Origin of the sequence: Rhizobium sp. RU33A (genome assembly GCF_900156055.1) — a bacterium.
Lineage (GTDB): Bacteria > Pseudomonadota > Alphaproteobacteria > Rhizobiales > Rhizobiaceae > Allorhizobium.
On the sequence record NZ_FTMQ01000002.1, the window covers coordinates 409,588 to 430,169 of the forward strand.

20 protein-coding genes are annotated in these 20,582 nt (G+C 61.1%); 14 read left to right on the plus strand and 6 right to left on the minus strand.

From position 1 onward, the window contains the following. Positions 1-31: 31 nt before the first annotated feature. Complete coding sequence (locus BW978_RS07920; RefSeq protein WP_076393901.1) at positions 32-823, minus strand: creatininase family protein; 792 nt, start codon at positions 821-823, stop codon at positions 32-34. Between the two features lie 89 nt (positions 824-912). Between BW978_RS07920 and BW978_RS07925 the strand changes: the two genes are divergently transcribed. From BW978_RS07925 to BW978_RS07945, 5 genes are all read left to right on the plus strand, one after another. Next, on the plus strand, positions 913-1,443 hold the full coding sequence (locus tag BW978_RS07925) for a MarR family winged helix-turn-helix transcriptional regulator (RefSeq protein WP_076393903.1): 531 nt from the start codon (positions 913-915) through the stop codon (positions 1,441-1,443). A 76-nt stretch (positions 1,444-1,519) separates the two neighbouring features. Then, positions 1,520-2,536: a LacI family DNA-binding transcriptional regulator gene (locus tag BW978_RS07930; RefSeq protein WP_076393905.1), complete on the plus strand. Its 1,017-nt coding sequence runs from the start codon at positions 1,520-1,522 to the stop codon at positions 2,534-2,536. A 59-nt stretch (positions 2,537-2,595) separates the two neighbouring features. Then, positions 2,596-3,558 carry a 2-hydroxyacid dehydrogenase gene (locus BW978_RS07935; RefSeq protein WP_076393907.1) on the plus strand — a complete coding sequence of 321 codons (963 nt, stop codon included), beginning with the start codon at positions 2,596-2,598 and terminating at the stop codon, positions 3,556-3,558. Positions 3,559-3,633: 75 nt separating this feature from the next. Continuing rightward, positions 3,634-4,113, plus strand: coding sequence for a hypothetical protein (locus BW978_RS07940; RefSeq protein WP_076393909.1), 480 nt, complete (start codon positions 3,634-3,636; stop codon positions 4,111-4,113). Between the two features lie 255 nt (positions 4,114-4,368). After that, positions 4,369-5,475 carry a TRAP transporter substrate-binding protein gene (locus BW978_RS07945; protein ID WP_076393911.1) on the plus strand — a complete coding sequence of 369 codons (1,107 nt, stop codon included), beginning with the start codon at positions 4,369-4,371 and terminating at the stop codon, positions 5,473-5,475. A gap of 138 nt (positions 5,476-5,613) precedes the next feature. Here the strand turns inward: BW978_RS07945 and BW978_RS07950 are convergent, their stop codons facing one another. Together BW978_RS07950 and BW978_RS07955 are read right to left on the minus strand one after the other, a co-directional pair. Next, a complete protein-coding gene (locus tag BW978_RS07950) occupies positions 5,614-7,452 on the minus strand; it encodes a TRAP transporter large permease (RefSeq protein WP_076393913.1) in 1,839 nt (612 codons plus the stop codon). 1 nt (position 7,453) lies between these two features. After that, positions 7,454-8,005, minus strand: a complete 552-nt coding sequence (locus BW978_RS07955) for a TRAP transporter small permease subunit (RefSeq protein ID WP_076393915.1) — start codon at positions 8,003-8,005, stop codon at positions 7,454-7,456. Positions 8,006-8,382: 377 nt separating this feature from the next. Here BW978_RS07955 and BW978_RS07960 point away from each other — a divergent pair, with 377 nt between their 5' ends. From BW978_RS07960 to BW978_RS07970, 3 genes are all read left to right on the plus strand, one after another. After that, positions 8,383-10,692: a putative bifunctional diguanylate cyclase/phosphodiesterase gene (locus BW978_RS07960; protein WP_076393917.1), complete on the plus strand. Its 2,310-nt coding sequence runs from the start codon at positions 8,383-8,385 to the stop codon at positions 10,690-10,692. A gap of 168 nt (positions 10,693-10,860) precedes the next feature. Beyond that, entirely contained in the window at positions 10,861-11,622 is a 762-nt protein-coding gene (locus BW978_RS07965; RefSeq protein WP_076393919.1) for an N-acyl amino acid synthase FeeM domain-containing protein, read from the plus strand. 132 nt (positions 11,623-11,754) lie between these two features. Further along, positions 11,755-11,979 carry an aa3-type cytochrome c oxidase subunit IV gene (locus BW978_RS07970; RefSeq protein WP_076393921.1) on the plus strand — a complete coding sequence of 75 codons (225 nt, stop codon included), beginning with the start codon at positions 11,755-11,757 and terminating at the stop codon, positions 11,977-11,979. 156 nt (positions 11,980-12,135) lie between these two features. On the opposite strand, the gene BW978_RS07975 is transcribed toward BW978_RS07970, so the two are convergent. Together BW978_RS07975 and rpsU are read right to left on the minus strand one after the other, a co-directional pair. Continuing rightward, positions 12,136-12,957 carry a tetratricopeptide repeat protein gene (locus BW978_RS07975; protein ID WP_244551933.1) on the minus strand — a complete coding sequence of 274 codons (822 nt, stop codon included), beginning with the start codon at positions 12,955-12,957 and terminating at the stop codon, positions 12,136-12,138. A 184-nt stretch (positions 12,958-13,141) separates the two neighbouring features. Then, positions 13,142-13,372: a 30S ribosomal protein S21 gene (gene rpsU, locus BW978_RS07980; RefSeq protein WP_076393925.1), complete on the minus strand. Its 231-nt coding sequence runs from the start codon at positions 13,370-13,372 to the stop codon at positions 13,142-13,144. A 304-nt stretch (positions 13,373-13,676) separates the two neighbouring features. On the opposite strand from rpsU, the gene BW978_RS07985 reads away from it, so the two are divergent. The 6 genes from BW978_RS07985 (at position 13,677) to BW978_RS08010 (ending at position 19,510) form a co-directional block, all read left to right on the plus strand. After that, positions 13,677-14,930 carry a sarcosine oxidase subunit beta family protein gene (locus BW978_RS07985; protein ID WP_076393927.1) on the plus strand — a complete coding sequence of 418 codons (1,254 nt, stop codon included), beginning with the start codon at positions 13,677-13,679 and terminating at the stop codon, positions 14,928-14,930. Positions 14,931-14,947: 17 nt separating this feature from the next. Then, positions 14,948-15,268 carry a sarcosine oxidase subunit delta gene (locus BW978_RS07990; protein WP_076393928.1) on the plus strand — a complete coding sequence of 107 codons (321 nt, stop codon included), beginning with the start codon at positions 14,948-14,950 and terminating at the stop codon, positions 15,266-15,268. Then, a complete protein-coding gene (locus BW978_RS07995; RefSeq protein ID WP_076393929.1) occupies positions 15,265-18,258 on the plus strand; it encodes a sarcosine oxidase subunit alpha in 2,994 nt (997 codons plus the stop codon). The genes BW978_RS07990 and BW978_RS07995 overlap by 4 nt, the downstream gene beginning before the upstream one ends. After that, complete coding sequence (locus BW978_RS08000) at positions 18,251-18,805, plus strand: sarcosine oxidase subunit gamma (RefSeq protein ID WP_076393930.1); 555 nt, start codon at positions 18,251-18,253, stop codon at positions 18,803-18,805. Before BW978_RS07995 ends, BW978_RS08000 begins: the two co-directional genes overlap by 8 nt. A gap of 134 nt (positions 18,806-18,939) precedes the next feature. Beyond that, positions 18,940-19,209 (plus strand): hypothetical protein, encoded by a 270-nt coding sequence (locus BW978_RS08005; RefSeq protein ID WP_076393931.1) that lies wholly within the window; start codon positions 18,940-18,942, stop codon positions 19,207-19,209. Further along, a complete protein-coding gene (locus BW978_RS08010) occupies positions 19,196-19,510 on the plus strand; it encodes a type II toxin-antitoxin system RelE/ParE family toxin (RefSeq protein WP_076393932.1) in 315 nt (104 codons plus the stop codon). Before BW978_RS08005 ends, BW978_RS08010 begins: the two co-directional genes overlap by 14 nt. Here the strand turns inward: BW978_RS08010 and BW978_RS08015 are convergent. Further along, entirely contained in the window at positions 19,499-20,566 is a 1,068-nt protein-coding gene (locus BW978_RS08015; protein ID WP_076393933.1) for a DUF2332 domain-containing protein, read from the minus strand. The two genes, BW978_RS08010 and BW978_RS08015, sit on opposite strands and share 12 nt — an antisense overlap. Positions 20,567-20,582 lie beyond the last annotated feature (16 nt).

Here is a 20,582-nt window from a genome sequence, read left to right on the forward strand (position 1 = left end):
AATATGCGCCTTGCCTGTCGGCCCTGCAAGCTCACGTCAATGTTGTGATATCGAACCTGTGCACGTCATCCAGTAGATCGAAAAGGCCCGCGACCGAGTGGGCCAGCAAACGTTCACCCCTCTCTGCCGTCGCTGCCGCCGCATTTCCGGCCACACCCTGTGAGTTGAGGTCGGACATCTTCCAGCCGAAGGCATGGGGACCATAGGCGCGCAGATGGCTGAAGCGGGCGGCGAAGCCGGATTGCCGGGACGGGAAGCTCTCTGCTTTGGTCATGTCCACCCGATCCGGTACGAGCGCCAGCATGACCGATGTCTCGATGTCGCCGCCATGGATGTCGATTGCCTTCGCTTCAGGCGTAATCCAGCCTTCCGGTTGACCGAAGCGTGTCCAGCTGGTGGCGACCACCAGCATGTTGAAGCGTACCCGTGCTTCAGTTGCGACAATCGTCAGCAGCGGGGAATTGCCACCATGGGCGTTCATCAGCACCAGTTTGCGAATGCCCTGGCGGTTCAGATCCTCGGCGATCCCGATCCAGCGGTTGATTGCCTCGGCATAGGTGAGCGTTCGACTGCCTTCGACATCCATGTGTTCAATCGAATAGCCGACGGGCTCTGCCGGGAGGATGGTGACGGAGAGATGCGGCGGCAGGGCATCGGCGACGCGGTGCATGATGCCGTCGGCGATGATCGTGTCGGTCTCGAAGGGCAGGTGCGGGCCGTGCTGCTCGTGAGCGCCTAGCGGCAGGACGGCAATCCAGTCTCCTCGGTCAGCGGCTCCCAGTCGGGGATCATTGTCCGCGAACCACGGTGCGGGTTTCGCCATCTGGTCTAACCTCATCATCTTCGTTATGCATGGCAGCCGTCGCGGCGGATTGCCGTAAGGGCCGCAGCGTTTGTCCATCGGGGAGAGTCATGGCGAAAAAGGACAAGGCCGACAAGGACCGCGGTGAAAAGAAGAAGGGCAAGAAGAAGGAGCCGCCGGCTTCGGGTGTGCTGAGCGGCGCCGTCACCCAGGTTGCGCGCGCCTTGCGAACCCGGCTTTCGCACGGGCTGGCCGAAAGCGGGCTCTATCCGGGGCAGGATGGCGTGGTGCAGCTTCTGGCGCAGGAGGATGGTCAGACGCCGGGCGCGCTGGCCCATCAGCTCGGCGTGAAGGCGCCGACCATGACCCGCACGATCGGGCGGATGGAGGCGCAGGGTTTTGTCATGCGCCGTACCGACGATCGGGACGGACGCCTGACCAAGGTCTATCTTACCGACGAGGGGCGCGGCAGCGTCGCGCGGATCGCTCAGGCGACGGCTGCTTGCGAGGCTCATGCCCTCCAGGGCCTGTCGGGCAAGGAAGTGAAAATTCTGGTCAAGCTGCTGTCGGTCATAGAGGGCAATCTCTCGGGTCAGAGCGGGATCCGATCTGCCGATCATGCAGACGATGACAGTGATTGAAATCGCCAATTAAATTGTTTAATTAAATCTTTTAAGGGCGATCGAGCGCCCACCGGTCTGCTGCGAGGGAGGAAACGTGGCACAAAAGGTAAAGCTTTCGACCATTGCGGAATCGCTTGGTCTCTCTACAGCGACCATTTCACTTGCCCTGCGTGACAGCCCGCTCGTTGCGGCCGATACTCGCGAGAAAATCAAGGAGCAGGCGCGCGCCCTCGGTTATATCTACAACCGCCGTGCCGCTAGCCTTCGCACCTCCCGCTCCGGGATCATCGGTGTCGTCGTGCATGACATCATGAACCCGTTCTACGGGGAAATCCTGAAAGCTATCGAGACCGAACTCGACCGCAGCCGACACACCTTCATTCTCTCGAACCATTACGATAGCGTCGACAAGCAACGCATGTTCATCGAGACGCTGCTGCAATTGGGCGGAGACGGGGTGATCATGTCGCCAGCCATCGGTACGCCGCCGGAAGATGTGCTGCTGGCCGAAAACAACGGCATGCCGGCGATCTTCATCGCCCGCTCGATGGATGGGCTCGATGTGCCGATCTATCGCGGCGACGACAGCTACGGCATTTCGCTTGCCACGAACCACCTGATTGGCCTCGGTCATCGCTCGATCGCCATGATCGGCGGCACGGACCAGACATCCACGGGGCGTGACCGTTACCAGGGCTATGTGAACGCGCTGCGCAAGGCAGGCATCGAAGTCGATCCGGGCCTGCGCATTCCTGGCCCCCGCACCAAGCAGGGTGGTTTCGAGGCGGCGGTGAACTTCCTGTCGCTGCCGCAGAAGCCAACGGCTGCCGTCTGCTGGAACGATCTCGTCGCCATCGGGTTAATGAACGGTATTGCCCGTGCCGGTCTCATCCCCGGTCAGGACATCTCGGTCACCGGCTATGACGACCTCGAGGAAGCCTCGATCGCCACGCCATCCCTGACCACCGTCTGGAACGGCCAGGCAGAGGTCGGGCGGCTTGCCGCGCGTGCATTGCTCGACAAGCTTGCCGGCAGTCACGAGCCTGACGGCATCCACCTGATCAAGCCCGAGATGCGCATTCGCCAATCAACCGGCCCGATCCGTCGGTAACCCCCGAGCCGGCCTTCAAGCCGCTCGCCCATGATCCTCGCCCCTGCAAGGAGACAGACATGTCCGATCGCCCCCTCGTGCTCATCCCAGGTCGCATTCATCCGCGCGTCCGTGCTCGTCTTTCGGATCGATTCGATCTTCTGGAGATTGCTGATGCCAATACTGCGGACGTGGACGCAGGTGAATTAGAGCGAGTGCGCGGCGCTGCGGTATCCGGCCGGTTTCCGGCTTCACTGATCGAGCGGTTGCCGAAACTCGAGGTGATCGGCAGTTTCGGGGTCGGATATGACGGCGTCGATGTGAGGGCCGCCGCGGTTGCTGGGGTGGTCGTCACGAATACGCCCGACGTGCTGAACGATGAGGTGGCCGATACGGCGATTGCGCTGCTTCTCAACACAATGCGCCAGTTCTATTTCGCCGAGCGTTATCTGCGTGACGGACGCTGGGAAAAGGAGGGGGCCTTTCCGCTCTCGCCGCTTTCGCTCAAGGGGCGCAAGGTCGGTCTTCACGGTCTCGGCCGGATCGGCATGGAGATTGCCGACCGTCTCCGGCCGTTTAAGGTCGAACTCGCCTACCACACGCGGCGACCTCGCACGGATGTCGATTTTGTCTATCACGACACCCTGACGGGCCTCGCGCAAGCGGTCGATGTGCTGATCTCTATCGTCCCGTCGACGCCCGAGACCAAGGGTGCAATCAATGCCGAAGTCCTCTCCGCGCTCGGACCGAACGGCGTGCTCATCAATGTCGGTCGCGGTTCGACGGTCGATGAGCCCGCGCTGATCGCCGCTCTTCAGGGCGGCACGATCGCTGCTGCCGGTCTCGATGTCTTTGCCGACGAGCCTCGCGTGCCCCAGGGCCTGATCGATCTGCCGAATGTCTCGTTGCTGCCGCATGTCGCCTCGGCCTCGGTACCGACGCGTGACGCCATGGCCGATCTCGTCGTCGACAATATCGTCAGCTGGTTCGACACAGGTCGTCCGCTCACGCCGGTTCCGGAAACGCCGCATCCAAAGACCTGATTCGGCGGTCAGCCTTCCGCAAGCTTGCCGGTCCATCCTCTTGCCATATGGGGTCTCGAGCGGAAGGATGCTCCGATGAAGTCCTCTCTCGCCATCGTGGCGACAGTTCTCCTGTGTGCAGGCGCCTCGCTGGTTGGGCTCAGTATCTGGGCTTTGCCGCAGCGTTCCGAGCAGATGGCCGCCGATCCGATCGTGCTCGGGACAATTCCATCTGCCAACCATACGCCGTCGGCCTTTGCTGCGAGGCTGCATGCCGGGTCCGTCTCGCCACCGGCCATGTTTTCCGTGTCCAACTTTACACGAAAGACGGTCTGTCTGGTGGAGCGCGGTGCGGCGCTCACCAGTCGCAGTCGCGATTTCTTCGCGCCGCCGGATTGCGAGGAGGTCTGGCCCGGTCTGATCCGGGCGACGACATGGACCCAGCACGAAGACGGCAGTGTGACGATCAGCGACCCCGGTGGAGCCACCTTGCTGACACTGGTTCGAGGACGGCACTTTTCTTACGAGGTGACGGATATTCCCGGTGCGGATCTGGCGCTCCTGATGTTACCTTGAGCATACGTGCAGCAGGTCGCAAGCCTTGTGCTTTTACGCAGTAAAAACGCTCCGGTTGTGCTGCCTCTTTCCTCGTTTTACATGTTCGCGCTAACATAGCCGCTGGCCTCTACAGGCACGCTCAAGTGAAAGCTCTCATCCAAAAGAATAGAGTCCAAGCGCTTGAATCCCTTTAGACAAAATGGTTAGCTCGCGCATCGCTGCCGGGAGGGGCCGACGATGCCCGCCGGTGGGGCAACAACTGGGAGGTAGTTCATGGATCGTCGTTCATTTATCAAGAAGGCTGGCGTTGCCGGCGCGGGCGCTGCGGCGTCCGCCGTGCTGGCGGCACCTGCCATCGCGCAGGAAAATCCGAAAGTTACCTGGCGCCTGACGTCGTCGTTCCCGAAGGCACTCGACACCATTTTCGGCGCCGCCAATGATGTTGCAGATCGCGTCAAGGCTGCCACCAATGGCAATTTCGAAATCCAGGTCTTCTCCGCCGGTGAAATCGTCCCCGGCCTGCAGGCCAACGACGCGGTCGCTGCCGGTACCGTCGAAATGTCGCACACCGCCAACTACTATTACTGGGGCAAGGACCCCACCTATGCACTGGCGACAGCCGTTCCCTTCGGTCTCAATGCCCGCTTGCAGAATGCCTGGTTCTACCAGGCGAACGGCAACGACCTGCTGAACGAATTCTTCGCGACCCAGGGCCTCTACGGCCTGCCGGCCGGCAATACCGGTGCGCAGATGGGTGGCTGGTTCCGCAAAGAGATCAATACGCTTGACGACCTCAAGGGTCTGAAGATGCGCATCGGCGGCTTCGCCGGCAAGGTCATCGAAAAGCTCGGCGTCGTGCCGCAGCAGATCGCTGGCGGCGACATCTATCCGGCACTGGAAAAGGGCACGATCGATGCCACGGAGTGGGTCGGTCCCTATGACGACCAGAAGCTCGGCTTCTTCAAGGTTGCGCAGTACTACTACTATCCCGGCTGGTGGGAAGGTGGTGCCACCCTGCATGCCATGGTCAACCTGGAAAAGTGGAACAGCCTTCCGGCCCACTACCAGGCGATCCTGCATGACGCCTGCGCCTTCGCAAATGCCAACATGCTGGCGAAGTACGACGTCAAGAACCCGATCGCGGTCAAGGAACTCGTCGGCTCCGGCGCTGTGCTGCGTCCGTTCAGCCAGGAAATCCTGACAGCCTGCTACGAAGCCTCGCTGGCGACCTACGAAGAGATCAACGCCTCCAACGCGGCCTTCAAGAAGATCTATGACAGCCAGCTGGCGTTCAAGAAAGACGCTTATCTCTGGATGCAGCTGCCGGACTACACGTTCGACACGTTCATGATGATGCAGCAGCGCGCCAACAAGCTCTGATCAATCGAGGCGTTCGACAGTCAATGGCCCCGGTCCTCGCGACCGGGGCTTTTTCGTGCGCCGTCTACAAAACAAAACCCCGGCGCGAGGCCGGGGTTTTGCAGAATTGGAATGCCATCGGTGGATAAGCGTCGCCGCCTACTGGATCACAGGTGGCTGGCTCAGGTCCATGGACGGAGCGGGAGCCGGGGCAGGGGCGGTTGTCGCTCCGGCCGGTGGCTGTATCGCCGGTGGCTGGCCGAGATCGAGCGGTGACAGGCCGAAGGACGGTTGCTGTCCCGTCGCGCCTGCAGGCGCCTGGCCGTCGCTCCCGAGGGGCGGAAGACCGAAGGACGGCATGGTGCTGCCTCCACCATCCGAAGGCTGCGGGATGGTGATCTGGATCGTGCTCGGATCCTGAACCACAGCGTCGCCTTTGTAATGCATCACGAGGCCAGGGAAGGCGATGACGACGATGATCGCCATGAACTGGATGATGATGAAGGGCAGAACACCTCTATATATCTCCATTGTCTTGATGCCATCCCGCATCTGCCCGGTCACCTTGTCCTTCCATCTCCCTTCAGGGGCGACGGATCGGAGGTAGAACAGCGAGAAGCCGAAGGGTGGCGTCAGGAACGAGGTCTGCAGGTTGATGCCGAGAATGATGCCGAACCAGACCAGGTCGATCCCGAGACTATCGGCGACCGGCACCAGGAGTGGCACCATGATGAAGGCGATCTCGAAGAAATCGAGGAAGCAGCCGAGGATGAAGACGATAATCGTGACGACGATCAGGAAGCCGTATTCGCCGCCCGGAAGCGCCAGCATCAGATCCTCGATCCAGACATTCCCGTTGATGCCGTAGAAGGTCAGGCCGAAGACGCGGGCGCCGATGAGGATCATCATGACGAAGGCGGAAAGACGTGTGGTGGCGTCGAGCGCGTTCTTTAGGATGGCGAGGTTCAGACGCCCTTTGGCGGCGGCGATGATGAGGGCGCCGGTCGCGCCCATGGCGCCGCCTTCTGTCGGCGTTGCGATGCCGAGGAAGATGGTGCCGAGAACGAGGAAGATCAGCGCCAGCGGTGGCACCATGACGATGATGACTTCTTGCGCCAGCCGCGAGATCACGTTCAGCTTCATGCCGCGGTTGATCAGCGCAAAGCCGTAGACGGAGATCACGCCGAAGGCGAGTGCCGCCACCAACTGCCACTCGGCACTTGCGATGCCGGTGAACAGAATGTGGTAGCCGAGGAAATAGAGGCCGGTACCGATGGCGATCATGACGAGCAGAGACGTGACGCCGTCGCCCAAAGTGCGGGCTTCCTTGGGAAGGGCAGGTGCCCATTCCGGCTTAATGATCGTGACTGCGAAAATGTAGGCGCAGTAAGCTGCGATGATCATCAGGGCCGGATAGAGCGCGCCGACATACATGTCACCGACCGAGCGGCCGAGCTGGTCGGCCATGACGATCAGGACGAGCGAGGGCGGGACGATCTGGGCAAGTGTGCCGGAGGCTGCGATCGTGCCCGAGACCAGCGGGCCGTTATACTTGTAGCGCAGCATGATCGGCAGCGAGATCAGGCCCATGGCCATGACCGAGGCTGCGACGACGCCGGTTGTGGCACCAAGCAGCGCACCGACGAGAATGACGGCATAGGCGAGACCGCCACGGATCGGGCCGAAGAGCTGGCCGATGGTGTCGAGCAGGTCTTCTGCCATGCGCGATCGTTCGAGGATGATGCCCATCAGGGTAAAGAACGGGATCGACAGCAGGGTGTCGTTATACATGATCCCGTAGATGCGCTCCGGATGCGACTGCAGCAGCGGCCAGAAGAGGCGGATCTCGGACGAGAAGATCGACAGCTCGACGCCGACGACGAAGTAGATCAATCCGCCAGCGGCGAGGGTAAACGCTACGGGATAACCGAGCAGCAGCATCAGCATGACGCTGGTGAACATGATCGGCGCGAGATTGTGGGCAATGATGTCGATCATCTCAAGCCTCCTGGCCTTCGTTCACCGGGGGCACGACGTTCGGGTCCTCGATCCGGCCCATCAGCACCGCAGCGCGCTTGATGATTTCGGAGAAGGCCTGTGCCGTCAGCAGGAGGAAGCCGACCAGAACCATCGCCTTGGCGGGCCAGATGATCAGGCCGCCGGCGCTCGACGACATCTCGCCGGAGCGGAAGGACAGCCAGAACCAGGGCCAAGCGAGATAGGCCATCAGCCCGGCAAAGGGCACGAGGAAGATGGTGTGGAGGATCAGGTCGATCCAGTCCCGCGTCCGCTTCTTCCAACCGCTTGAGAGAATATCGATGCGGATATGCTCGTTGCGGAGCAGGGCATAGGCGGCTGCGAGCATGAAGACGGTGCCGAACAGATACCATTGCAGCTCGAGCCATGCATTGGATGAAATGTCGAAGACCTTGCGGATGACGGCATTGCCGGCGCTGATCAGAACGGCCGCCAGAAGCAGCCATGACACCGAGCGCCCAATGGCCCCGTTGATCGCGTCGATCAGCCGGGAAACAGCCAACAGAATTGTCATTGTGTTTGTTCTCCCCTTGTCTTTTCGTGCTTAGAGCAATGGTAAACCGTGCGCAACTGGACAGCGCGGATCCTCCCCCTGGGGCAACGAAAGTTGAACTCTCTGCAAGCTGCAGCCGAGGCTGGCGCTGGCTTTTCGCCTGCGCGCGGCGCTTGTATTTGCTTGCATTTTAACATTTTGGATATGCCGCCCTTAAGAGGTTCTCGCTTAGTGGTTTGCGTCCCGCCTCGAAGCAGTGCATTTTAGCATTGTCTTCGTTTTGCGTGTGACTGTGACGTTTTAGGACATGCTTTTCGCCGCAAAGCAGGCACAAGGACTGGAAGAGACATCACTTGAAAACTGAGGTTTCGCGTCCAACCTTGCCGGGAGGGCAGATCATGAATACCGAGAAGGGGCATGAACAGAATGTGCCCACGGATGTGTATCTGTCGTTCGTGAGCTCCCTGTTCGACAACCGCTTCACGCTGTTTACCGGCATGGTTGTCCACATCCTCACATTCGTCACGGTCTATGTGCAGACGGGAGCGTCCTTCTATCTCTTCCTGTGCGCCTGTTTCGTCGCCGTCTTCTCGTTCCGGCTTCATTCCTTCTTTGTCTTCGATCGCGAGGACAAGTCGAAGATGACGCGGCAGCAGATCGCGACCTGGGAGCGTCGCTATGTCATTGGCGGTGCGTCGACTGCTGCAATCCTGGGCATCGGCAGCGGTTACGCTATGCTCGCCTTCGAGGACACATTCGCGGAACTTGCCTGCATAGCCGTGACCATGGCGTCAATGGTGTCGGTTGTCGGTCGCAACTATGGTTCAAGGCTTGCTGTCGATCTGCAGACTTTGGCCTGTTGCGTCCCCATGGTCATCGGCAGTCTTCTGGCACAAGACCTCTTCAAGGCTCTGTTGTCGCTGATGCTGGTGCCGTTTGGGCTCACCGTGCGCTCGATGGCCAATGGTGTGCGCGACTTTCTCTATGAGAATGTTCTCGCCTCTCGCGAAATGGCGAAAATTGCCGACCGCTTTGATACGGCTCTCAGCAACATGACCCATGGTCTGTTGATGCTTGATCCGAACAATCGGATCGAGGTGGTCAATCGGAAGGCTTGCGAATTGCTCAGTCTGGGGGACCGTCGCCGTCTCGTCGGCTGCGATCTCGATGTTGTTCTGCGCTATGGCGTCCGCCATACGTTTGTGGACGGGGCCATGTCGAGCCTTCTTCAGGGGCAACTTGCCCATCTCGTGCAAGGCCTCTCAAGCCGCGCGCTCATGCATTTCTCCGAGGACCTGGTGCTGGAGTTCTCCGCCAAGCGGCGTGACGAGGGCGGGGTCGTGTTGATCTTCGAGGATGTCACAGCCCGGGTGCATGCCGATCGCAAGATCCTTCACATGGCGCGTTACGACAGTCTGACGGGTCTGCCGCAGCGGGGATACTTTATCGACCTCGTCCGCGAACGTCTTGAGCGTTCTGGCGAATTCGGCACGACTGTCGGCCTGATGATCCTCGATGTCGCTGATTTCAAGCACGTGAACGATCTCAAGGGTTATCTGACCGGCGACAAACTGCTTGTCTCCATCGCGTCCCGCCTGACGTCGTGTGCCGCTGGCAAGGCGATTGTCGGCCGGCAAGTGGGCGATCACTTCATCTGCTTCTTTCCCAATGTCGAGGACCAGGATGACCTCGAAGACGTGATGCGCAATCTGCATCTCGCCGCCAGCGCTGATTATGATGTCGAGGGGATTCGTGTTCCGGTCGTTTTCTCCGCCGGGGCCGTCCTTGCCGAGAGTGCTGCGTTCGATATGGACGACTGGCTGGTCAAGCTGGATATCGCGCTGTTCGAATCGAAGGCACGCAGCCGGGGCAGCTTCATGCTCTTCGTCAAGGAAATGGATGCGCGTTATCTGGAGCGGCAGCGCCTGAAGGCAGATCTCCGGGCGGCCATCGACCAGCATGGCATCACTGTCGTTTACCAGCCGATGTTCACGCCGGATGGGCGGGGTCTCGTCTGTTGCGAGGCGCTTGCCCGATGGCATCATCCGGAGAAGGGGCCGATCGCACCGAACATCTTCATCCAGATTGCAGAAGAGATGGGCATTGTCACAGAGATCACGCAGCAGGTGCTGCGTCGAGCCTGTTTTGATTGCCAGACTTGGCCGGAAGCGATCGGTGTATCGGTTAATCTTTCTGTCCACGATCTCAGGCAGGGCGATCTCGCCGCCATGGTCGAACGGATACTCTCGGAGACGGGGCTGTCGGCCAAGCGGCTGCATCTCGAGGTCACGGAAAGCAGCCTGATCGAAGAGCTCTCTCCCGCCCGCGCCGTTCTGGACAGGCTACGTCTGCTCGGGATCACCATTTCCATCGACGACTTTGGTACGGGCTTCTCGAGCCTCAGCTACCTCGACACCCTGCCTGTCGATGTTGTGAAGATCGATCGCTCCTTCGTTCGCAACATCGGGCAGGACGCCCGCCGATTGAAGCTTCTGCGGGGCATCGTCAGCCTGACGCGCGGTCTTGATATAGGGATCGTGGTCGAAGGCGTGGAAACGCGGGAGCAACTGTCGCTGATCAAGAAGCACAACTGCGCCGATCTCATTCAGGGCTACGTCTTCTCTATGCCGATCGCCGCACACGCCATCGGTGCCCTCGCGGAAGAGGCAGAAGTCAACGGGATCGCGGCCCAAGCCGGCGTGGCTTGATTCACCTCATCAGCTGCCCATTTCCGTTTTCCATCAGACTTCCCGCCTGTCGCGAATTGGTTGCGGACGTGACCATTAACCTTAACCCATGGCATTTTAATATCTTATTAATATTCAGGGGGGCGAGGTGGAATGAGAGGTGATACCCCATGCCATCGGTCAACCGGCATGGGTATCAGCATGGAATTGGAAGGCTTTTCGGAACGATTGATGCGTTATCTCGATTTCATCGAGTATCGCCGGATCGAGACTCAAGAAGATTTCGAAGATATCGAGCAACTGCGTTACAAGGCCTACAAGGCAGCGAATGTGCTGCCGGTCGCGGCGCCAAGCATGATTGACGATGCTGATTTCGACAGCCACGCCTATGTGTTTGGGATCTATTATTTCGAAGAGCTTGTCAGCACGATCAGGCTTCACCACGTGACCCCGAAACACACCCTGTCACAGTCGGCAGGGGTCTTTCCCGATGTCATGGAGGCCTATCTGGATGCGGGACTGACCTTGATCGACCCTGCGCGTTTCGCGGTTGATCCAGATGTGGCAAGCGAATTGCCGGTTCTACCCTACATCACCCTTCGAACGAGCATTGTCGCAGCCGCCTATTTCAAGGCGGACCGCGTGCTGCAACATGTTCGGCCGCATCATGCTGCCTTCTACAAACGCGTATTCTATGCGGAAACCGTGGTCGAGCGGCGGATGACCGAGATCTATGGTCTCGAACTCACGCTGATGGCGACCAACACCCACACCACGGGTTCGAAACTCCTCAAGCGCTATCCTTTCTTCGATTCCGGCCAGCATGAACGCCGCATGATGTTCGGGCGCGGCGAGGGGGCGTTGTCGGCCACACCGCTGACGGTCCTGCCTTCCGCGCGACTGGTCGCGACGGGAAAGGTCGCTGGCGCCGTTGCTGGTCGGGATTATTGACCACAAGTGCCGGATCCGATTGCGCTCCGCGTGCCGTTTGTGTATGCGGGAAAAAGACAAATTTCTGCCCATGGCTTCGTCAGATGCGATTCCGCCGTGGTGCCGCTAGGCTTAAGATTTGGGAGATCGAACATGAGCGAACATCATTCCGGTCCGGTCGAAACCGGTGCTTCTATGGACTACAAGGAGCACGAGAAGACCTATGACGTCTTCATCGCTGGCACGAAGTATGGCACCGCCATCCTGGTTGCACTGATGATCGCCATGGCCGCCGGCTTCTTCGGCGGTGCCGGCCTGCTCGGCGGGTTCTTCATCTGGATCGTGCTGTCGGTTGCCGGCGTGTTCATGATGCGCTGATCGCAGTCCTATCGCTTTTGCAAAGGCGGTCCGGCAACGGGCCGCCTTTTTTCATGCTGTATTCCATCTGATGGACAGGACGGGCGTGGATGGAGGGCAAACAAAAAAACGGCGGGGTGACCCGCCGTTTTCGATGTCTCGCCAGTGGTTCTGGTCTCAGCTGGTCGTGCCGCGTGTGCGGGCCAGACCCTGCTTGGCTGGCTCGTATTTGGGGTCGAGGCGCAGCGCATGGCTGTAGGACTTGGCTGCACGGGCCTTGTCGCCGCGGCGTTCGTAGATCAGCGCCTGGTTGGCCCAGCTCTCGGCGATGTTGTTGTTGAGCTCGATCGCGAGGTTGAAGTCGGCGAATGCATTGTCGTCGTCGTTGAGCGCCACATAGGAGACGCCACGGCCGTTGTAGGGCTCCGGCGCACGTGGCGAGAGCGAGACCGCCTTCGAGAAGTCGTCGATCGCCTTCGCATGGTCGCCGCGCAACTGATAGATCAGGCCGCGATTGTGGAACGCGCGTCCGTCTGTCGTGTCGAGCTGGATGGCGCGGTTGAAGTCGCCGAAGGCCTCGTCGATCCGGCCTGCCTGGCGATAGATGTTGCCGCGTCCGATATAGGCTACGTCGTAGTTCGGGTTGATCTTCAGCGCTGCATTGTAGTCGGCGGCCGCTTCGACCGGCTTGCCCATGTTGCGGTAGACCAGCGCGCGGTTGGCATAGGCCTGGAAGAACTGTGGGTTCAGCTGCAGGGCGGTATTGAAATCGTCGAGCGCCTGGCGGAACTGGCCGGCGCGACCGTAAGCCGAGCCGCGCACGTTGTAGCCTTCCGGATCACGCGGGTTGGACTGGATGACTGATGTCAGTGAGGCGATGTTTTCCTCGGAGCCTTGGGCTCGGTCGAGACGAATAACATCCGTGGTTTCCGTCGTCGTGGCGCAGCTTGCCAGGGTCAGCGTTGCGATCAGGGCTGCCGCAGTCGCCAGTCGCGGCATGCGCGGACCGTAGGAGGCGGAGAAGAGCACGGAGGTTTTCGTCATGAGGCGCATCATCCGGCGGCCGCCAGAACCCCTCGGTGGGCATCGGACAGCGCAAGTTCGTGTTTCATATCAAAAGAGCGGCGGCGATTCGTCTCGCCCCCGCCCTAATTTCATAGGAAAACGTCTAAATCTAGGCTGATCAGCGCGCGCGAGCAGCAGGCGCCGGCAGCAGACCTTCGCGCTGCATCTTCTTGCGGGCGAGCTTGCGGACGCGGCGAACGGCCTCGGCCTTTTCGCGCGCACGCTTTTCGGACGGCTTTTCGAAGAAATCGCGCATCTTCATTTCACGGAAAATGCCTTCGCGCTGCATTTTCTTCTTGAGAGCGCGGAGCGCCTGGTCAACGTTGTTGTCGCGGACTAGTACCTGCACGTTTATCCCGTTCCTTTGGTTTTCAAGTGTTGGTCCTTCCGTCGATGGAGGTCGCATCTCCGGAACAGCGTATTTGTTCGCGCGGCCACTGAGTCCGGCGATTGGGCTGCGAGATACCAGAAGACCCTGCTGAAGTCCATATGGCGCAAGGCTTCCCGCCAATAATTTTGCGCCCTGCGCTGCGCTTCTTCTGGGGTGTCGAAAGACGGATGACAATGCGTCGCAAAACGGACGTCATGTCGTGGGTTGATCTGCGACCTGTATCATCCTACCCACATGCCTGAACCACAGGAGTTTAAGGCGAATGCGCAAATATTCGGTCTTTGCCGTTGTCCGTGAGGCCATGCGTGCCCACAAGGGATGGGAGGCTCAGTGGGTCTCTCCCGAGCCGCGGCAGTCCTATGACGTCATCATCATCGGTGCCGGCGGCCATGGCCTCGGCGCGGCCTATTATCTGGCCAAGGAACACGGCATCACCAATGTCGCCGTGATCGAGAAGGGCTGGCTCGGCGGTGGCAATACCGGTCGAAACACGACGATCATCCGGTCCAATTATCTCTATGAAGAGAGCATGGACATCTACGAGCATTCGCTGAAGCTCTGGGAGGGCCTGTCGCAGGACCTCAATTATAATGTCATGTATTCGCCGCGCGGCGTGATGATGCTGTCGCACAATGTGCATGACCAGCAGTCATTCAAGCGCCACGTCAATGCCAACAATCTCTATGGCATCGACAATGAATGGCTGACGCCGGAGCAGGCCAAGGCATTTTGCCCGCCGCTCGATATCTCCAAATCGGCCCGCTATCCGATCAATGGTGCAGCGCTCCAGCGCCGCGGTGGCACGGCCCGCCATGATGCGGTTGCCTGGGGTTATGCGCGTGCAGCGTCCGATCGTGGCGTGCATATCATCCAGAACTGCGAAGTCACGGGGCTGCGTCGCGGCCCGAATGGTGAAGTGACCGGCGTTGATACGACAAAGGGCTTCATTGGCGCGAAAAAGGTCGGCGTCTCCGCGGCCGGCCATTCCTCCGTCGTCATGGGCATGGCGGGCGTTCGCCTGCCGGTGCATTCGACGCCGCTGCAGGCGCTCGTCTCCGAGCCCTTGAAGCCGATCTTCCCCTGCGTGGTCATGTCGAACACCGTGCATGCCTATATATCGCAGTCGGACAAGGGCGAGTTGGTCATCGGTGCCGGTACCGACCAGTACAACTCCTACAGCCAGACCGGCGGCATGCAGATCATCACGCATACGCTCGATGCCATCTGCGAGCTCTTCCCGATGTTCCGTCGTGTGAAGATGATGCGCCAGTGGGGCGGGATCACCGACAACACGGCCGACCGTTCGCCGATCCAGAGCGTGACGCCGGTTCAAAACCTCTTCGTCAATGCCGGCTGGGGGACGGGCGGTTTCAAGGCGACGCCGGGCTCGGCCAACCTCTTTGCCCATCTCATCGCCAAGGGCGAGCCGCACCGGCTGGCCCAGGGTCTGACGCTCGACCGGTTCCGCACCGGCCGCCTCATCGACGAGGCAGCCGCCGCTGCCGTGGCGCACTGAATTAGGGATAGCCCAACATGCTGGTCATCAAATGCCCCTATTGCGAAGAAGAGCGCGCAGAGCTCGAGTTTCGCGCCGCCGGTGAAGCGCATATCGCGCGTCCTGCCAATATCTCAGCGATTTCCGACGAGGAATTCGTCGATTACTTCTTCCTGCGCGACAATCCGAAGGGTCTGATCTTCGAGCGCTGGCGCCATATCCATGGCTGCGGTCGCTTCTTCAACGCGGCCCGCGACACGATCTCCGACAAGATCCTGCTGACCTACAAGGCCGGTGAACCCATGCCCGATCCCGCAACACTGGTTGCCCCGTCTGCCTCGAAGGGAGAAAAGGCATGAGCGCTGCCAACCGCATTCCCGGCAAGGGCCGCCTGACGCCGGCGCTCACTGCCCGCTTCACCATCGATGGCCGCACGCTGACGGCTTACGAAGGCGATACCGTCGCGTCTGCCATGATCGCCAACGGCATGCATCTCGCCGGCCGCTCGTTCAAGTATCACCGTCCGCGCGGCATCCTGACCGCAGGTCCGGAAGAGCCGAATGCGCTGCTCGACGTTTCGCGGGACGCTGCCCGCCGCCAGCCGAATGTGCGGGCGACCGTGCAGGAAGTCTTCGACGGCATGAAGATCGAGACGCAGAACCGCTGGCCGTCGCTGTCGCTCGACATCGGCGAGGTCAACAACCTGCTGTCGCCCTTCTTCGCCGCCGGCTTCTACTACAAGACCTTCATGTGGCCGAAGGCTGCCTGGCACCAGATCTATGAACCCTTCATCCGTCGTGCGGCCGGTCTCGGCCATGCGCCGAAGGAGGCCGATCCGGACCATTACGCCAACCGCTACGCCCATTGCGACGTGCTGGTGATCGGTGGCGGTGCCGCCGGTCTGGCGTCGGCACTGGCTGCCGCCCAGACGGGCGTGCGCGTGATGATCGTTGACGAGCAGCCGGAAATGGGCGGTGCCTTCCACTTCGACACGGGCGCTACCGTTGACGGTCAGAGCGGCTGGGACTGGGCGCAGGCGACCGTCGCCAAGCTGAAGGCCATGTCCAACGTCACCGTGCTCTCCCGCACCACGGCGTTTGGCTACCACAACCACAATTATGTGGCGCTGGTCGAACGTGTGACTGACCACATTGCCAAGCCGTCAAAGGACCAGCCGCGCGAGCGGCTGTGGCAGGTCCGCGCCAAGCGCGTGATCATCGCCAGCGGTTCGATCGAACGCCATATGGTGTTCGCCAACAACGACCGCCCGGGCATCATGCTGGCCTCTGCCGGCCGCACCTATCTCAACCATTTCGGCGTCGCCGTCGGTGCCAAGGTCGCTGTCTATACGGCGCATGACTCGGCCTATGAAGCCGCGATCGATCTGAAGAAGGCGGGCATCTCCGTGCCTGTCATCGTCGATGCGCGCGAAAAGCCGGGCGAGGGTGTTCTCGCCCAGGCCCGCGCACTCGGCATCGAGGTGCTGACCGGCCACGGCGTGGTCGACACGGCTGGCCGTCTCCGCGTCCGCTCGATCACCGTTCGCCGCAATGGTGGCGGCTCCTCCCGCAAGATCGAGGTCGATTCGCTTCTGATGTGCGCCGGCTGGACACCGTCCGTGCACATGTTCTCGCAGTCGCGCGGCAAGCTGAAATATGACGCCGCAAACGACCGTTTCCTGCCTGATATCTACGTGCAGGATTGCGTCTCCGTCGGTGGCTGCAACGGTACTGACGACCTGCAGGCGCTGCTCGACGAGGCGACCGCTGCCGGTCTCTCCTCGGCCAAGGCTGCGGGTGCGACCGAAACGCCAGCCGTCTCGCTGTCAGGCGCCAATGCACACGCCTGGACCGGTGGCATGATTGGGGCTGCCGAAGGGGCTGGCCGTGATGACAACGTCAAGGCCTTTGTCGATTTCCAGCACGATGTCTGCGCCAAGGACATTCGCCTTGCCGTGCGCGAGGGCATGCATTCGATCGAGCATATCAAGCGCTTCACGACCAACGGCATGGCGTCCGACCAGGGGAAGCTCTCCAACATGCATGGCCTCGCCATTGCGGCGGAAGTGCTTGGCAAGGAGATCCCGCAGGTCGGTCTCACCACCTTCCGCGCACCCTATACGCCTGTGACCTTCGGCACGCTGATCAACCATTCGCGTGATGCGCTGTTTGATCCGACCCGCAAGACGCCGATGCATGCCTATGAAGTCTCCCAAGGTGCCGTCTATGAAGATGTCGGCAACTGGAAGCGCGCCTGGTATTACCCGAAGGCGGGCGAAGACATGCATGCCGCCGTCAACCGCGAAGGCAAGACGGTTCGTGAGGCCGCCGGTGTGTTCAACGCCTCGACGCTCGGCAAGATCGAGGTTGTCGGTCCTGACGCTGCCGAGTTCCTGAACCTGATGTACACCAATGCCTGGGACACGCTGAAGCCGGGCAAGGCGCGCTATGGCATCATGACGCGCGAAGACGGCTTCATCTATGACGATGGCGTCGTCGGGCGCCTGGCCGAGGATCGCTTCCACGTGACCACCACGACGGGCGGTGCGCCACGCGTCATGCACCACATGGAAGACTATCTGCAGACGGAATTCCCGCATCTGAAAGTCTGGCTGACCTCAACGACCGAGCAGTGGGCGGTCATCGCCGTCCAGGGTCCGAAGGCGCGCGACATCATCGCGCCTTTCGTCGAGGGCATCGATATCTCGAACGAGGCCTTCCCCCATATGAGCGTGGCCGAGGGCACGTTCTGCGGCGTGCCGACGCGTCTCTTCCGCGTGTCGTTCACCGGTGAACTCGGCTTCGAAGTCAATGTGCCTGCCGATTTCGGCGCTGACGTCTTCAGACAAATCTGGGAACGGGCCCAGTCGCTCGGTGCCTGCCTCTATGGCACCGAGACCATGCATGTGCTGCGCGCCGAGAAGGGCTATATAATCGTCGGTCAGGACACCGACGGCACGCTGACGGCTGACGATGCCGGCCTTTCCTGGGCGGTGTCGAAGAAGAAGACCGATTTCGTCGGCATTCGCGGCATGAAGCGTCCGGATCTGGTCAAGGAAGGCCGCAAGCAGCTCGTCGGCATCTTCACCAAGGATCCGAACGAAGTGCTGGAAGAGGGCGCGCAGATCGTCGCCAACCCGAACCAGCCGAAGCCGATGACCATGCTCGGCCACGTGACCTCGTCCTACTGGTCGGAAAACCTCGGTCGCTCGATCGCGATCGCCATGGTGGCCGGTGGCCGCGCCCGCATGGGTGAGACGCTTTACGTGCCGATGAAGGACAAGACCATCGCGGTCGAAGTGACCGACATGGTGTTCGTTGACAAGGAAGGAGGCCGCATCCATGGCTGATATGTCTGTTGCAGAGCGCAAGACCGTTCTCGCCGGCTTCCACGGCGGCAGCGCCAAGGTGCGGCTGACGCCAGCGCTTCCCGCCACCCGCGTGTCGCTGCGCGCTGGTGCCGATGCGGTCGCCGGCCTCTCCAAGACGCTCGGTCTCAAGCTGCCGACAAAGCCGAAGACGTCTGCCTCGGCCAAGGGCCGCACGGCCTTCTGGATCGGCCCGGACGAATGGTTCCTGATCGACGAGAAAGGTGACACGCTGATGGCCGACTGCGCCGCCTCCGGCGTGGTTCATTCGGCGACTGATATCTCCCACCGGAACACGGCGATCATCGTCTCGGGGCCGGCTGCCGCCGATACGCTGAACGCTGCCTGCCCGCTGGATCTGTCGCTCGCGGCCTTCCCGGTTGGCGCCGTCACGCGCACTGTGTTCGGCAAGATCGAGATCATCCTTTACCGGGTCGAGGAAGAGACGTTCCGGGTCGAATGCTGGCGGTCGTTTGCGGAGTATGCGTTTGGAATGCTGGCCGAGGGCGCGGAGGATGCCTCTCTCTGAGGGGCGGGGTGTTTATAAGGGTTTGGGGAGGCCGGGGTGACCCGGCCTTTTTGCGTTTGGGGGCTGATCTCGCTTCGGTCGGCTCCGCATGGTATTGTGCGAGCCGACACACCAGAGCAAGGAGGTCAAATCCAATGAGATCCTTTGGACAAGAGACCCTGAAGGCCGTGGACGATCTGGTTGAGATCGGCGGTTTTGCGTCGGCGGACGAGGCTGTGCTTGCCGCAATCGGGGCATGGCACCAAGCGGCGGATGATCCTGCTCAACGCCTTGAGGCCATTCGGCTGAGGGTTCGTCGCTCGATCGATGATCCTCGTGCGAGCCTCAGCATTGACGAGGTCGATGCTGCGCTTGACGAGATGATGGCCGAGGCGCGACCGGTGTCGGGACGTGCGGCGCGCTAAGGTCCGTTTTCGCCCCGAGGCGTTGAGCGATCTTCGAGACATATTCTTGTTCGTGCTGCCGCTCAGCCAATCGCCTGTGACTGCAAGACGCTATGTTGGTCGTATTCGTGCGCGCTGCGAGAAGATCGGTGATGCGCCCTACGGCGGAGTGTCGAGAGATGACTTGGCCCCTGGGCTGCGCATGGTGCCATTCGAACATAGTGCCGTCGTGCTCTACCTCATGGACGAGAGCGACGTGGTGATCACCAACATATTCTACGGACGCCGAAACTACGCGGCTCTGTTCAGTTCAGCCAGTTGAGCCTTCCCATCCCACCCACTTCACCCACCGCCCGTGAAAATCCGCCCGGCCAATCTCGCGGGTTTCCCCTGTCGGCCAAAGCGTGAGCAGGAGTGCCGCCCCCTCCGGCTTGCCATCGGCCTCAAGCTGCAGGCGCGCCAGCGGTGCGGCTTCCGTCGCGCGGTCGCCGGCTTCAGCGATCAGGGCTTCGCCTTCCGACTTCAGCGCCGGCGGCAGATATTGCCAGGCGATGGTGTGGTAGATCACATGGGTCGTGCCCGGATGCGGCGTTGTCAAACGCTTCCGCAGCCAGTCGATGGCGTCGGCCTTCTCCACCTTCAGGCCGCTTTCGGTAGCCATTTCAAGGGCCGCTACCGTGCGGTCGAGGCGGTCCTGCTGGTCGGCCCAGATATAGGAGAAGAGCCGAAGGCGGTCGTCTTCTGAAGATGGGTCGAGCGGGTTCAGGTCGCAGCCGGCGCGTTCGGCCACCTCGACATTTGCATCTGGCGGCGGCGGGCCTTCCCAGCGAGGGGCGAGGTCCATCGGTGAGGTATTGCCCCAGCTGAAATCACCGAGGCGGTAGGCGTAGCGATCCCATTGCAGGTTGAGCCCGGCGCTGGCCCCAACTTCCGACAGGATCAGCGGTTTGCCGGTCAGCGCAGCGATCGTCAGGAAACCGGGGAGCAGGGCGGAGGAGCGGCGTACCTCGTTGGTCTGCGGCGCTGATTTCAGTCGCTCCAGGATAAAGGCTTCGTCCCGGCGCAACGCAGCCTCGATTGCGGCCCAGAGCGTATCGTCGTCGACGGCATGGGGCGAGTAAACGCTTGCGAGTGCAGGGTCTTGGCCGGAGCGCACAATGGTGTGAAGCGTGCCGGCCAGCCTGAGCGCGAGCGCATCGCCGGTGCCGTCAGGATTCCCCGGCCAACCGAGGATCACGGCGCCGACCCTCGTGTCGTCCGTCAACCGCTCTGCGGCGAGCGTACAAATGCGGGCGGTGAAGGGGGAGCCGAGATCGGCGCAGGCTTTCGCCTGACGGAGGAAACTCTGGCGGATGAGCTCGCTGCGGTCGTCACTCATCGTCGCAGTGCCTCTC

Coding starts and splice junctions, on each gene's coding strand:
- BW978_RS07920 (WP_076393901.1), bottom strand. CDS start 823: ATGGCGAAACCCGCACCGTGGTTCGCGGACAATGATCCCCGACTGGGA.
- BW978_RS07925 (WP_076393903.1), top strand. CDS start 913: ATGGCGAAAAAGGACAAGGCCGACAAGGACCGCGGTGAAAAGAAGAAG.
- BW978_RS07935 (WP_076393907.1), top strand. CDS start 2,596: ATGTCCGATCGCCCCCTCGTGCTCATCCCAGGTCGCATTCATCCGCGC.
- BW978_RS07940 (WP_076393909.1), top strand. CDS start 3,634: ATGAAGTCCTCTCTCGCCATCGTGGCGACAGTTCTCCTGTGTGCAGGC.
- BW978_RS07945 (WP_076393911.1), top strand. CDS start 4,369: ATGGATCGTCGTTCATTTATCAAGAAGGCTGGCGTTGCCGGCGCGGGC.
- BW978_RS07950 (WP_076393913.1), bottom strand. CDS start 7,452: ATGATCGACATCATTGCCCACAATCTCGCGCCGATCATGTTCACCAGC.
- BW978_RS07955 (WP_076393915.1), bottom strand. CDS start 8,005: ATGACAATTCTGTTGGCTGTTTCCCGGCTGATCGACGCGATCAACGGG.
- BW978_RS07960 (WP_076393917.1), top strand. CDS start 8,383: ATGAATACCGAGAAGGGGCATGAACAGAATGTGCCCACGGATGTGTAT.
- BW978_RS07965 (WP_076393919.1), top strand. CDS start 10,861: ATGGGTATCAGCATGGAATTGGAAGGCTTTTCGGAACGATTGATGCGT.
- BW978_RS07970 (WP_076393921.1), top strand. CDS start 11,755: ATGAGCGAACATCATTCCGGTCCGGTCGAAACCGGTGCTTCTATGGAC.
- BW978_RS07975 (WP_244551933.1), bottom strand. CDS start 12,957: ATGCCGCGACTGGCGACTGCGGCAGCCCTGATCGCAACGCTGACCCTG.
- BW978_RS07985 (WP_076393927.1), top strand. CDS start 13,677: ATGCGCAAATATTCGGTCTTTGCCGTTGTCCGTGAGGCCATGCGTGCC.
- BW978_RS07990 (WP_076393928.1), top strand. CDS start 14,948: ATGCTGGTCATCAAATGCCCCTATTGCGAAGAAGAGCGCGCAGAGCTC.
- BW978_RS07995 (WP_076393929.1), top strand. CDS start 15,265: ATGAGCGCTGCCAACCGCATTCCCGGCAAGGGCCGCCTGACGCCGGCG.
- BW978_RS08000 (WP_076393930.1), top strand. CDS start 18,251: ATGGCTGATATGTCTGTTGCAGAGCGCAAGACCGTTCTCGCCGGCTTC.
- BW978_RS08005 (WP_076393931.1), top strand. CDS start 18,940: ATGAGATCCTTTGGACAAGAGACCCTGAAGGCCGTGGACGATCTGGTT.
- BW978_RS08015 (WP_076393933.1), bottom strand. CDS start 20,566: ATGAGTGACGACCGCAGCGAGCTCATCCGCCAGAGTTTCCTCCGTCAG.